Annotated in this window: 7 protein-coding genes; all 7 read right to left on the bottom strand. The window is 57.0% G+C overall.

Annotated features, from left to right (window positions below):
• Positions 1–54 precede the first annotated feature (54 nt).
• Entirely contained in the window at positions 55–1,323 is a 1,269-nt protein-coding gene (locus ACWAU4_RS06680) for a DEAD/DEAH box helicase (RefSeq protein ID WP_345868267.1), read from the bottom strand.
• 80 nt (positions 1,324–1,403) lie between these two features.
• Positions 1,404–4,430: an EAL domain-containing protein gene (locus ACWAU4_RS06675; RefSeq protein ID WP_454290508.1), complete on the bottom strand. Its 3,027-nt coding sequence runs from the start codon at positions 4,428–4,430 to the stop codon at positions 1,404–1,406.
• A 73-nt stretch (positions 4,431–4,503) separates the two neighbouring features.
• Positions 4,504–6,156 (bottom strand): glycogen synthase, encoded by a 1,653-nt coding sequence (locus ACWAU4_RS06670; RefSeq protein ID WP_243890833.1) that lies wholly within the window; start codon positions 6,154–6,156, stop codon positions 4,504–4,506.
• Positions 6,156–7,424, bottom strand: a complete 1,269-nt coding sequence (glgC, locus tag ACWAU4_RS06665; protein WP_025011424.1) for a glucose-1-phosphate adenylyltransferase — start codon at positions 7,422–7,424, stop codon at positions 6,156–6,158. Before glgC ends, ACWAU4_RS06670 begins: the two co-directional genes overlap by 1 nt.
• A gap of 33 nt (positions 7,425–7,457) precedes the next feature.
• The gene (locus tag ACWAU4_RS06660) at positions 7,458–9,998 is read right to left on the bottom strand and encodes a glycogen/starch/alpha-glucan phosphorylase (protein WP_454290507.1); all 2,541 of its coding nucleotides are present in this window, start codon (positions 9,996–9,998) and stop codon (positions 7,458–7,460) included.
• The gene (gene glgX / locus ACWAU4_RS06655) at positions 9,991–12,318 is read right to left on the bottom strand and encodes a glycogen debranching protein GlgX (protein WP_208125639.1); all 2,328 of its coding nucleotides are present in this window, start codon (positions 12,316–12,318) and stop codon (positions 9,991–9,993) included. The genes ACWAU4_RS06660 and glgX overlap by 8 nt, the downstream gene beginning before the upstream one ends.
• Positions 12,318–14,537, bottom strand: a complete 2,220-nt coding sequence (gene glgB / locus ACWAU4_RS06650; RefSeq protein WP_208126121.1) for a 1,4-alpha-glucan branching protein GlgB — start codon at positions 14,535–14,537, stop codon at positions 12,318–12,320. Before glgB ends, glgX begins: the two co-directional genes overlap by 1 nt.
• Positions 14,538–14,545: the final 8 nt, after the last annotated feature.

Below are 14,545 nucleotides of genomic sequence, written 5' to 3'. Positions count from 1 at the left end.
GCGCTGCCGACGGCTTATTGAGGCAACGCATTGAGTATAGCAGGGCAGATTGCATTATCTGCGTCTTGGGCCTTTGGGAGCCTGGCCCTTGCGACCGGGTTTATGGCCCCTGTGAGTCTTGGCATGTCGGGGTTTCTCTATTGGCTGTAAATAGCGCTCCGGCAGCGGCGCGCCCTTCTCGTAACCCGGCAGTACTTCTCTTGGCAGCTTGTAACCGAGCAGGGCTTCTATTTCAGCCAGTTTTTGCTCTTCGGCCGGGCTCACCAAAGAGATGGCTTCACCGCTGCGCCCGGCTCTGCCGGTACGGCCGATGCGATGAATATAGTCATCAGCCTGGGATGGCAGCTCGAGATTGATAACCCTTGGCAAGGCCGGAATATCCAGGCCTCGAGCCGCGACATCGGTTGCCACCAATACCCTAACTTCTCCATCGATGAACTGCGCCAGAGCGCGGCTGCGGGCGCCTTGAGTCTTGTCACCGTGAAAACAGGCACTCTTGATGCCGTCGAGTTTCAGCTCTTGCTGCAACTGCTCGGCACTCTCCTTGGTACTGACAAAGGCCAACACCTGTTGCCAGTTGTTGCGACCAATAAGCTCGGCAAGCAACTCGGCTTTACGACGATAATCCACCGGATACACCTTTTGCTGGATCTGCGCCTGAGTGCGGCTCTCTTTATCCACTTCAAACCATTCTGGCTTATCGAGCAGCTTGTGCCCGAGGCGCTTGACCGTCTCGGGGAAGGTCGCCGAAAACAGCATGGTCTGATGCCCATCTGGCAGATAGCGCCCCAGACGCTCAATATCCGGCAAGAATCCCAGGTCCAACATGCGGTCGGCCTCATCCAGCACCAGGGCCTTAACCTTATCCAGCCTGAGATGATCTTGGCTCAGGTGATCGAACAGCCGCCCCGGCGTCGCCACCAGCACCTCAATACCGGCCGCTATCGCCTTGCGTTGAGGGTTGAAGTTGGCGCCGCCGAAAATGGCCAAAATGCGAAATGGAGTATGGGCGGCGTATTTGCCCAGTTGAGTCGCCACTTGTTGCGCCAGCTCGCGGGTTGGTGTCAGGATAAGCACTCTGGGCGCGGCGCCATATTCTGGCTCAGCGAGCCCCTGTTGCTGCCACTCGTCAATCAAGGCGGCCAACAGCGGCAAGCCAAAGGCCGCGGTTTTACCTGTGCCTGTCTGGGCCGAAGCCATAATATCCCGTCCGGCCAATGCCGCCGGCAATACCTGCTGCTGCACCGCCGTCAACTCACGATAGCCGCACAGGGCAACGGCTTCGAGCAGCGCTCCCGGCAGCTGGGTTTCAGAAAACTGCATCTTCAACACCTGAAACATAAAAAGGTCGGCGAGTATACCGCAAACACAAGTTATCAGTTGGCATTTCCACCACCTATGACCTAATGCTTGCCAAGATACTTTTGCTCAAAGCCTTCGATATCCAACGCCTGGGAGTAGAGGTAACCCTGGGCATAGTCGCAGCCTATGCGGGTCAAGATCTCGGCCTGACCGGCTGTCTCCACCCCTTCGGCTATCACCTTCATCCCCAACTTGTGTGCCATGACTATGATGGCTTCACAGAGGGTCAAGTCACTCTCATCCGTTTCCAAATTACGGGTAAAGGATTGATCTATCTTGAGATAGTCGATATCAAACCGCTTCAGATAAGCCAGGGAGGAATAGCCGGTGCCAAAGTCATCCAGAGACACCTGAATGCCGGCATCCCTATAGGCCAACAGCTTTTCGGTCACTCCCATATTGGCATCCAGCAACAGGCCTTCAGTTATCTCTATACAGATCCCCGAGCCAGAGACACCCAGACTTGTCAGCAGCTCAAGCCACTCGGCAAAGCGGTTGCCTTCGTCGCGAAACTGGATTGGCGACTTGTTGATACTGATCTGCACCTCGCTCCCATAAGCCTCGCGCCAGGCGGCACTCTGACGCGCCGCCTGCTCAAACACCCAGTTACCGATTTCAAAGATAAGCCCAGTGTCTTCTGCCACCGGAATAAACTCAGCCGGCGAGACACTGCCGCGCTCACTGTGATTCCAGCGCAGCAAGGCTTCGGCCTTGAACACCTTACCGCTGCCCAGCTCGACTATGGGTTGGAACCTGAGTTCGAATTCGTGCCGCTCCAATGCCTGACGCAAATCCTGAATAAGCCGCATCCTGTATCTGGCGTATTCCTGCATAGAGGCGGTGAAATAGTTGAAACGGTTGCGGCCCTGATCTTTGGCGGCATACATGGCCTGATCCGCATGTTTAAGCAACAACTCCACTGTCTGGCCATCATCGGGATACAGGGTAATGCCGATACTGGCGCTGATAAAGGCAGTTTCATCGCCCAACTTGAAGGGCTCGGCCAGACTGCTGAGAATATGGTTGGCAACCCGCTCGACCCCGTTATGATCCTGCACATCCGAGAGCAGCAAGGTGAACTCATCGCCGCCGAGTCTGGCCACCACGTCGGACTCACGCACACAGGCCTGCAGCCGCTCCGAAGTTTCCACCAGCAGTAAGTCACCCATGTCATGGCCGAGGGTATCATTGACCTCTTTGAAGAAATCCAGATCCAGAAACAGCAGCGCAAAACCATGGCCATGGCGCTTGGCCTTACGGATTTCATTGCCAAGATGCTCGGTGAACATGCGCCGGTTCGGCAAACCTGTCAGGGCATCATAGTTGGCCTGACGCCAGATAAGACGTTCATTCTGCTTCTTGTCGGTGATATCGGAAAACAACGCCACCCTTCTCAGTGGGGTATCATCCGTGCTGTGAATGGTATTGATGCTGAGCCAAATCATTATCTTGCGGCCATCACTGCAGCGCAGCCACATCTCTCCCTGCCAGCGCCCCTTGTGGCTGAGATCATGATTCAGCTCACGGTAAAACCTCTCATCGTGGTCGTCGCACTTGAGCATATCTATGTTACTGCCCAGCACATCTTGTGGCTGATACCCTGTGATGGCGCTGAACGCCGAATTGACCGTCATTATGGTGCCGACATCATCCAGCACGCTCATCGCCTCGCTGGAGTTTTCATAGACGGAAGCCGCCATCTTGAGTGAGGCTTCCAGCTGTTTTTGCTCGGTAATATCCACATGCACGCCGCAAACCCTGAGCGGCCTGCCCTTCTCGTCACGACTGACCACCTTGCCGGTATCCTGCACCCAGCGCAGTTCGCCGTCCGGACGGATCAGCCGGTACTGCACCTTGTGTTGCTCGGTTTTGCCCGCCAGATGCTCATCCAAAGAGCGCAGTACCCAGGCCCTGTCCTTGGGATGAATACCATCTAACCACAGGCGTTTGTTGTCGTTGAGATTGTTAAGGGAACAGCCAAGAATTTCGGCGCTGCGTTTGTTGCGCACTACGGTATCCTTGACTGGGTCCCAGTCCCAGAAGCCGAGTTGACCGCTTTGCAGCACCAGCTCCAACTGATCGCGACTGGCGGCAATCGCCTGCTCGGCCAACTTGGCCGAGGTAATATCGATATAGCCGGCTATCACCAACTGTACCTGCTGATGATGGCGCTGACAGGCCACTGTCATATGGGTATAGACATACTGCCCCTGCTTGGAGACGAAGCGTTTTTCCATCTCATATTCGTCGATTTCACCATCCAGCATCCGCCTGAATTGCGCCATATCGGCGGGCAGATCATCCGGGTGGGTCAGCTCAGACCAGGTCAGTTGCGACAACTCCTGCTCTGTATAACCCAACATTTGGCACATGTGGGGGTTTATCTTGAGCCAGCGTTGATCCGGCGAGGTGATGGAAATCCCTATGTTGCCCACATGGAACTGGGAGCGAAACAGAAAGTCATCCTGCAGCCGAATGCGGTTGTCGCGCTCAAATTCCAGCCGCCTCGACAGCAAGCGCCCCAGCAACACATTGGTGAGTGGGAACAAGGTCAGCACAGGCAAACTGATACTGGCAAGCACCCCTTTGGCGGTTTCCCAGGGCAGCAGTAACATCCAGACCAGCATCACCAGATGTACCAACAGGGAAAAGCCGGCCAGCTCCGGGTAGCCTATATCGGCGAGGGATTGCTTGCGCCGTTTGCGCCACAACAGGCCTATCAAGCCGCTGGAGAAGATCACTCCGACACCGACCCAAACAGCACCGCCACCGAGATAGATGCGAAAAGCGGCGGTAATCACGCAGGCGATTATGGTCGGCAGTCCGCCGAAAAACAGGCCTGAGATACTTAAAAGTACGGAGCGACTATCGAAGAAGATCCCCGGCTCATAGCTCCAGGGGGTAAGCATCACCGCAATACAGATGCCACCGATAATGACGCCAATCAACAAACGCCACAGCAGAAAGTACTCCCGCTGCTGCTGTCTGGGAATAGCATCATAAATAAACACCAATGCCAGCAAAAATGCGGCATTTTGTGCCAAAGGAAGGAAAATGCTCTGCTCCATCTGCCCCCAAGCCTGTGAATAACAAAGAAGAAATCTACAGGTCTAGTGTAGCAGAGCACCTTCGGAAACCTGACTAATTTATGGCGCTTTCCACTGGGCGCCGCTCATCCTTGCTGTAACTTTCCACCTGGTAGAGTTGCGTCAGATAAAGCCTTGCGCTGTCTTGCCAAGAAAAGCGGCTGGCGGAGGCTCTTTTTCTAAGGGCATTCCAGTTGGCTGTGGAATAGAGCTCCAAGGCCCGGGACAGAGCGTCGAGCAGCGCCTTGGCCTGTTCATCCAGCCCGCCCCCCGAGAATACCAAGCCATTGTCACCGTCGCTGATGGTATCGGCCAGTCCGCCTGTGGCATGCACCAAGCAGGGTTGGCCTGCTCTCAAAGCCAGCATCTGGCTGATACCGCAAGGCTCGAAGGAGCTTGGCATCACAAACAGATCGCCGCATTGATAGAGGGCATCGGCCTGCTCCTGATGATAACCATTGATAAAGCGAAAATTGCTGTTGCTCGCGGCGATGCGGCCAAAGAGTGCCGCTATCTGCTCATCGCCGCTGCCGAGCAGCCAAAAACAGGCGCTGTCGCTGAACTGCGCCAGCCTTAGCAACAGCTCTTCCAGCACTGTCTTGCCCTGCCAGGGATGACACAGCAAGAGTAACTTCTGCTCAGTGAGCCTGCCAACCGAGGTCAGCAGCATTCCCGGTGACTCCGATATCTGGCCCAAGCGGATTTGGGCAATCATATCTGCCGGCGTCACTGCATCGCTGCGCCCGAGTTTACTCAATAATGCCTCTGTGGCTATCTTGGGCAGTTGCAACTTGAGTTGCCGCCGCTTGCAGGCAGTGAGCGGTAGTCCTTTTTGATAGTCACAGCCGTTGAGAATGCCGAACACCTGGCCAAGCTTGGCTTTGACCTGCAGGTCAGCCTCCAATCCCTCGCCGCCAAAGAAACCCAGCTCTGGCTGTGACGGACGCAGCACTTCCTTGGCATAAGTCGCCGAGACCAGATGGATAACATCACTGAATTGAATCGCCGCCCGCAGCGGATTGATGCACCCGGGGTAGCGGGTATCCAGCGCCAGTTGCAGTTTGGAGTTTACCCCTTCGGCCAACAGCCAGGGATACCAGGCCGCCAGGGAAGATGCCTCGCCGGCAAGCGGCCGCACACCCTGCATCGCCAGATTGTGGATACTGAGAACACAGGGCACTTTTGATAGGCCACGATAGGCGGGATCCAGTGCTCTTAACATGGCAAAACCGCCGCAGTGCCAGTCGTGCAGGTGAAACCTGTCCGGCAGCGGCAGTAATCCCTGTTTCAGCGCCGCCGCCACTGCAGCGCCGAAGAGGGCAAACTTGCCTGCATCTGTGGCAAAGGGGCGCTCAGGGCCATCAAGGCTGTAGACTTCACGCTTAACGCCGCAAAAACCTTCATGAGCCAGAAGATAGATCCACACCCCCTGGGAGCCTGGCTGAACCGCCGGATTGGCGATACGATACAGCCGCGCCCGGGTGGTGCCTGCGCCGAAAGCAAATTCAAACTCGCACAGAAAATCAGCCCCCTGCTCCTTGGCCAAAAAGCCATAGTCCGGCATTATGATATGCGCCGCCACGCCTTGGCTTTGCAGCGCCGGAGGCAACTCTGCCAGCACATCTGCCATACCGCCGACTTTGGCACCGGCCAGGGCAGCGTTTTCCGCTGCCAACATCAACACCTGCAGTTTTGCTTTCGCCGCCATTATTCGTACCCCACAGGCAGTCCCAACATGTCGCGGGTTACCAGCACTACGCCGTTTTCCGAGACCCGAAAACCCTTGGCCCTGTCGTGGTCATGGTTAAAGCCTATCTCCATCCCCTCGGGGATAATGCAGCCCCGATCTATGATAGCCTTGCGAATGCGGCAATGACGCAACACCACCACATCGGGCAGGATCACCGAGTCTTCCACCTCTGAGTAAGAACAAACCCTGACCTCATTGAAGAGGACACAGTGGCGCACAGTGGCACCTGAGATAATGCAACCGCTGGAAACCACAGAGTCCAGCGCCATACCGCGCCTGTCATCATCGTCAAATACAAACTTGGCCGGCGGCAGTTGTTCCTGATAGGTCCAGATGGGCCATTTGGCATCATAGAGATTGAGCGCCGGCGTCGGCGACAGCAGTTCCATATTGGCTTGCCAGAAAGAATCCAGAGTTCCCACATCGCGCCAGTAGGCCTGCTCGTTGGGAAAGGCGCTGCGAAACGGATAGGCATAGACCCGGTGCTTTTCTATGATGGCCGGGATAATGTCCTTACCGAAATCCCGGTTGGAATCGGCATTCTGGGCATCTTTTTTCAGCTGTTCAAACAGAAACTCTGTGTTGAACACATAGTTGCCCATGGATGCCAGGCAGGATTCTGGGTTATCCGGCAAGGGCTTGGGTTCGACCGGTTTCTCTTCAAACCCCAGAATACGGTTGCTGCTGTCCACCTCCATCACCCCAAAGGCGTTGGCCGCTTCGGCCACCGGCACCTCCATACAGGAAACCGTCATATCGGCGCCGGACTCGGCATGAGCGGCCAGCAGACCGGCGTAATCCATGCGGTAGATATGATCGCCCGAAAGCACCATCACATAGCGCGGCAGCTCGTGACGTATGATGTCTATGTTCTGAAACACAGCATCGGCCGTGCCCTGATACCAGTTGTCCGAATAACGTTGGGACGCCGGCAATATCTCCACCGACTCCCCCAACTCCTTTTTGAAATGCCCCCAGCCGCGGGTCACGTGGCGGATAAGCGAATGGGACTTGTACTGGGTCACCACCCCTACCCGGCGGATCCCCGAGTTGATGCAGTTGGACAGCGGAAAGTCGATGATCCTGAACTTGCCGCCAAAATAGAGCGCCGGCTTGGCCCGCCAATCGGTCAGCTCATGGAGGCGGGAACCCCGGCCTCCGGCCAGGATCAGGGCATAGGTTTCACGGGTAAGGTTACTGATATAACGCGGACTCGGATTCGGCATAAAAGCGTGCTCCCAATTAACAGAAAAAGGCGCTCACTGCGCGCCCCAGATATGGTCGCGATAACCGGCTATGGTGACATCGCTGGAGAAGCGGCCACTGACCGCGGTGTTGCGAATACTCATGGCGGTCCAGCGCTGAGGGTCCTGATAAGCCTTGGCGGCTTGCAGCTGGGCCAGACGGTAGGTTTCAAAGTCGGCCGCCAGCATCCAGGGATCTTGGGGCGACTCAATGGCGGCTATGATGGGGTCGAAGATCCCCGGTTCCTGCAGATTAAAGTGACCACTTTTGAGCAGCGTCATTACGCCGCCGAGCGCCGCTGAGGACGCTATATATTGCGCCGGGCAGTAGTGCGCCTTGAGTTCCTCCACCGCCAGGGCATTGAGGCCAAACAGAAAGAAGTTGTCTTCACCTACCTCTTCGAGCATCTCGATATTGGCACCATCCAGAGTGCCTATGGTCAGGGCGCCATTCATCATGAACTTCATATTGCCTGTGCCCGAGGCTTCCTTGCCGGCGGTGGATATCTGCTCTGACAAATCCGTACCCGGACAGATCACCTCCATGGCGCTGACATTATAGTCGGGCAAAAAGGCAAACCTTAACCAGGGACTGACTCTGGGATCCTCATTGACCATATGAGCCACATTGTTGGCCAGTTTGATCACCAGTTTCGCCATGGCATAACCGGGCGCCGCCTTGCCGCCAATCAAGACGCAGCGTGGCTGCATCCCCTGGGTATCGCCACTGACAATCCGCTGATAGAGATGGATCACATGCATGATATTCAGCAGTTGCCGCTTATATTCGTGGATCCTCTTAACCTGCACATCAAACATCATGGAGGGGTCGAAGTTCACCTGGCAGCGCTGCGCCACCAGCTCGGCCAATGCCTGTTTATTGGCCTGCTTCACCTCGCGCCAGGCGGCAATAAATGGCTTGTCCGAGGTAAAGGCGTTGAGGGCAGTCAGGCATCTTAGGTCGCTCAGCCAATCCTGCCCCAGGCGGCTGCTGATGAGCGCAGCCAAACGGGGGTTACAGTGAGCCAGCCAGCGCCTGGGAGTCACGCCATTGGTACGGTTGTTGAACTTATGCGGCCAGAGCTCGTAAAAGTCCCGAAACAGCCCTGTGGTCAACAGCCTTGAGTGCAGCGCCGCCACGCCATTGACCGAAAAGCTGGCCACTATTGCCAGATAAGCCATACGGATATGGGGCTCATCCCCCTCTTCTATGATAGACATCTGCCGCAGACGTGACACATCGCCGGGCCAGTGATGCGCCACCAACTCCAGGTATCTGGCGTTGATTTCATAGATGATCTCCAGAATACGTGGCAGCATCTGGGCGAACATGCGCACCGGCCAGCGCTCCAGCGCCTCCGGCAACAAGGTATGGTTGGTGTAGGCCATGCAGTGGCTGACTATGTCCCAGGCGGCTTGCCACTCCAGCTGATATTCATCGATAAGCAGGCGCATCAACTCGGGAACCGCAATCGCCGGATGGGTATCATTGAGCTGCAGCACATGAAACTTGGCAAACTCACTGAAGTCCCGGCCTTTGTTGGCAACCCAGGTCGTCAACAGATCCTGCAAACTGGCAGAGGACAGGAAATACTGCTGCCGCAGCCGCAACTCTTTGCCGTTTTCACTGCTGTCATTGGGGTACAACACCATGGTTATCTGCTCGGCCAGATTCTTCGCCGCCACGGCTTCGGTGTAATCACCCTGGTTGAACTCGGCAAGGTCAAACTCATCCGTGGCCTCGGCCTTCCAAAGCCTCAGGGTGTTGACCCGGCCGTTGCGATAACCCGGCACCGGCATATCATAGGCAACCGCCAGTACATCCTGGGTATCCATCCAGGCCCTGTGCCGGCGGCCATCGCGGTCGACATGGCTCTGCACATGACCGAAGAAAGGCACGGTCACATTGTGCTGTGAGGCCCGCACTTCCCAGGGATTGCCATCCCTGAGCCAGCGGTCCGGCTGCTCCTGCTGGTAACCATCGACTATCTGCTGGGCAAACATGCCGTACTCATAACGAATGCCATAGCCAGTGACCGCCAGTCCGAGACTGGCGCAGCTGTCCATAAAGCAAGCCGCCAGCCGCCCGAGACCGCCATTTCCCAGACCGGCGTCATGCTCTTGCTGTTGCAGGGTTTCAAGCGCTACCGCATAGCCTTGCAGCATCTCCCGGCATTCGTCGGTCAGGTCCAGATTGAGCAAGGCGTTGCCCAGGCTTCGGCCCATCAAAAACTCCAGCGACAGATAAGCCACCTGTTTGCGCTGGTACAAAGCGTCCTGGCTGCGACTGGCGCACCAATCGTCCAACAGCTGCTCTTTGACGCTCAGGGCCAACGCCTGATAGAGCTCCTGTGGCCTGCGCTCATTGCGGTTAAGATCGTATCTCAGCTGTCTGGCAAAGGCCGCCGGCAGTGAATCACAGGGCTCGCAGTATTGGTGCGCCAGATGGCCTGGGGCTTGTTGAGTAGCGGGCGCTATTGGCGATGCGGCTTTTGATGCTGTTGTCGATTGGCTCTTACTGCGGCTCTTGACTCTATTCCTTGAAGTATCAGTCATGGCTGGCTCCTTTGGCTGAGGACGACAGATAACGGCCACCTGCAGCCAGCAGCTGAAAGCTGAAGGCGGCAACGGCGAAAGATGAAGCTGTGGGATAGCAGGATTGCAGTTCATCCCGTCCGGCTTCGCTGGAAAGCAGCAGCTGCCACTGCTCACCGGCTCCGGGCGGCGGAGCTGGCAGACAAAAATGGCTGTTGCTGTCACCGGCATGCAGCAGGATCAGCAGGGCTTCGGTCTGAAGTTTGTTTTCTCCTTGAGGGCTAATATCTAACTGACGGCTCTTATTGAGCTGATGGCTCTCGCTCAGCTGAAGGCTCTCTGCCCGCTGAAGGCTCCTATTGAGCTGACGGCTCTGCATCAACTGCAAGCTGCGGCACTGGACTTCGCCCCAATGGCCGGGGGTCATGGCCTCGCCGGAGGCGGCAAACCAAGCCAGGGCTCTGGGAGCCTGGAGGACATCGGTGTGAACATAGTCATCGCTGTCATAAAAACCGCAATCCCGGCGGATATGGATAAGCCGGCGAACAAAGGCGCCAAGCGCAGTATCGTCCCTGTGCCAATCGAGCCAGCCCAATGGGTTGTCCTGACAATAGGCGTTGTTGTTGCCGCTCTGGGAGTTGCCGAACTCATCGCCGGCCAGCAACATAGGCGTGCCCTGGGAGAGCAGTAAACTCGCCAGCAGATTGCGGCTCTGGCGCGCCCTCAAGGCCTTTATGGCGGCATCTTTGCTCTCGCCTTCCACGCCATGGTTGGCACTGAAGTTTTCATGGTGACCGTCGCGGTTATTTTCGCCGTTGGCCTGATTGTGCCGCTCGCGATAACTCACCAGGTCCCTCAGGGTGAAACCATCATGGCTGCAGATAAAGTTGATTGAACTTTGTGGGCCGCGCCCCGAGTGTTCAAACAGATCGCCGGAGCCGGAAAGGCGCCTGGCAAGCTCGGGCAAGAGCCCGGCATCACCGCGCCAGAAACGCCGCAGGGTATCGCGATATCTGTCGTTCCATTCGGCAAAGCGATTGGGGAACTGCCCCAACTGATAACCGCCCGGGCCTATGTCCCAGGGCTCGGCTATCAGCACACATTGCTGCAGTTCAGGGTCTTGCAGCAAGGCATCAAACAATCCGGCGCGATTGCTGAACCCCTGCATCTCACGGCCAAGGCTGGTGGCCAGATCGAAACGAAAGCCATCCACCCCCATGATATCGACCCAGTAACGCAGCGAGTCCATCAGCAGCTGTACGACTCTTGGATGACTGATATCCAGGCAGTTGCCACAGCCAGAGTCATTGATATAAAAACGCTTATCTGCCGGATGCAAACGGTAGTAGCTGAGATTGTCCAAGCCGCGAAAACTGACGGTCGGCCCCTGGCGGTTACCCTCGGCGCTGTGGTTGAAGACCACATCCAGCACGAGTTTGATACCGGCATCATGCAGGGCAGAGACCATCTGCTTGAATTCGCCAATGGCATCGTCAGAGGCCGAATATGCACCATGAGGAGCAAAGAAACCTATGCTGTTATAACCCCAGTAGTTACTGCGACCGCTCTCCAGCAGGAAAGGCTCGGACAGAAAGGCGTGCACCGGCAGCAGTTCGACACAGGTGATCCCGAGCGACTTGAGATAAGCTATCGCCACCGGGTGCGCCAAACCGGCAAAGGTGCCGCGAAGCTCAGGGGGGATCCCTGCCATGGCGGCGGTGAAGCCCTTGAGGTGCATCTCGTAGATCACTTCATTACGCCATTGGCCGCCCGGTAAGCGCTTGCCGGTAAAGCGGGTATCGGCTACCACTAGGCATTTGGGCATGGCCCAGGCGTTGTCACAGGGATTGGCCCATAAGTCATCACCTATTCCGGCACTGCCGGACTCCCGCTCCGGGGACCCTGGTACTGGGGATTCAGCATCCCCCGGATGGCAAACAGCGGCCAATGGCCGGCCCTGCTCATCGACTCTGGCATAGCCAAGTTGCCAGGGCCCATACTGCCAGCGACCACAAAAGGCTCTGGCGTAAGGGTCCAGCAGCAGCTTGGCCGGATTGAATCTGTGCCCTTCCTGAGGCTGATAAGGGCCATGCACCCGATAGCCATAGCAGAGTCCTTCACCGGCCCCCTGCAGCAAACCATGGAACACCTGTTGCGAGGACGGCATAAGCTCGAAACGGCCCGACTCCTGCCATTGGCCATTTTTGAATTCAAACAGGCACAGCTCTACCCGGGTTGCATGAGCCGAAAACAGCGCAAAATTCACCCCTTCCGGATCGCCATTGGCTGCATGCACCAGAGTCGAGCCCAGAGGCCAGGGTTTGCCTGCAAGCATCTGCATCAGCCACGCTCCAAGGCGAAATAGACGCTCGCCAGTGGCGGCACCCGGATCAGCGCGCTATATGGCATGCCCTGCCAGGGGATCTCCTCGGCTTCCATGCCTCCGGCGTTGCCTTGATTACTGCCGCCGTAGAATGCGCTGTCGCTGTTGAGCAGCTCGCGGTAACGTCCGGGCTCTGGCAATCCCAGTCGATAGCCTTCCCTGACACAAGGGGTAAAGTTACAGATAACCAGCACCATGTTGCCGTCGGAATCGATACGCGTAAACGCCAGCAGGCTGTGCTGACAGTCGTTGCAGTCGAGCCAGCGAAACCCTTGCGGCTCGCCGTCACACTGCCACAATGACGGCTGCCGGCGGTAACAGAGGTTAAGGTCCCGCACCCAATCGCTGAGCCCCTGATGAGACGGATACTGCAGCAGGTGCCAGTCGAGGCTGAAGTCATGTTGCCATTCGCGCCGCTGGCCAAACTCGCCGCCCATAAACAGCAGCTTTTTCCCCGGATGAGCCCACATAAAACCGTAAAATGCCCGCAGCGTGGCAAACTTCTGCCAGTCATCGCCGGGGATCTTCTCCAACAAGGCGCGCTTGCCATGCACCACTTCGTCGTGACTCAGCGACAAAATAAACTGCTCGGTATAGGCATAGATGAGGGAAAAAGTCAGTTGCCCGTGGTGATAGCTGCGATGTACCGGCTCCTTGGTGAGATAATCCAAGGTGTCGTGCATCCAGCCCATATTCCATTTGAAGCCGAATCCCAGGCCGCCGGCAGCGACATCCCGGCTGACGCCATCCCAGGCAGTGGACTCTTCGGCTATCATGATGATCCCCGGGTACTCATGGTAGAGACGCGTATTGAGCTGCTGCAAAAAGGCTATCGCTTCCAAATTCTCACGGCCGCCATATTCGTTGGCCTGCCACTGGCCCTCTTCGCGGCTGTAATCCAGATAGAGCATGGAGGACACGGCATCGAGGCGCAGGCCATCGAAGTGAAACTCCTCCAGCCAATAGCAGGCATTGCTGAGCAGAAAACTCTGCACCTCTTTGCGGCCATAGTTGTAGATCAAGGTGTCCCAGTCGGGATGACGGCCACGGCGGGGATCTTCATGTTCATACAGGCAAGTGCCATCAAAATACGCCAGGCCGTGGGGGTCGGAAGGAAAGTGTGCCGCCACCCAGTCGAGCAGCACACCGATACCCGCCCTGTGGCAGGCATCCACCAGCAGTTTAAGCCCCTCGGGATCGCCAAACCTATGACTGGGAGCATACAGCCCCACGGGTTGATAGCCCCAGGAACCGTCGAAGGGGTATTCACTCAGCGGCATAAATTCCACATGGGTAAAACCGTGAGATTGCAGGTAAGGCACCAAGAGTTCGGCCACCTCTGCGTAGCTGAGAAAACCGCCTTCGCCGTTACGCCGCCAGGATCCCAGATGCAGCTCATAGATACTGACCGCCTGTCGGTGCCAGGCGCTTTGCGCCCTGGCGGCCATCCAATCACTGTCCTGCCATTGCCAATCACTGTCTGCCATCGGCACTATCGAGGCGTTGTGGGGCGCACCTTGCATCTGTCTGGCGCAGGGGTCGGCCTTTTCCAGCCAGCTGCCATCCTGGGTTTGCAGCAAAAATTTATAGTGCTCACCGCCCTGGACTTGCGGCAAAAACAGCTCCCAAAGACCTGAGGCCGGGTGGCGGCGCATACTGTGGCGACGTCTGTCCCAATGATTAAAATCCCCCAGCAAAGACACACTTTTGGCATTGGGAGCCCAAACACAAAAACGTACACCTTTTACGCCCTGGCACTCGAGCCAATTGGCACCAAGCAACTGCCAGCCTTTCAGCAGACTGCCTTCATTGAAGAGAAAGCATGCCTGTTCATCGAGCGAAGCATCAAAGCGGTAAGGGTCGTCCAGCACCAGCTCCGCCTGGGGATAGCTGATGCGGAGCCTATATTCGAAGGGTTTGACCCTGCGCCCCATAAAGCCACAGAACAGGGGCTCGGCGCCAACGACAGGGGTAAGCTCGGCCACCTTACGGCCGGTTTTCGCATCCAGCACCTCGACGGCGGCGGCGCCGGGCAGCACGGCGCGCAGTAGCAAGCGGCTGCGGCCATTTTGCTCGACCAGATGCATTCCGAGCCAGGCGAAGGGATCGCCATGGCGCCCTTCGGCCAAAGCGCAGGCAGCGGCAAAGTCCAGTTCAGGGACCAGGCTTTCCTGCATTGGCTCAC

This window comes from Shewanella sp. FeAMO (assembly GCF_053653955.1).
The sequence above is the reverse complement of the archived record's forward strand: the minus strand, read 5'-3'. Positions and strand labels throughout refer to the sequence as shown.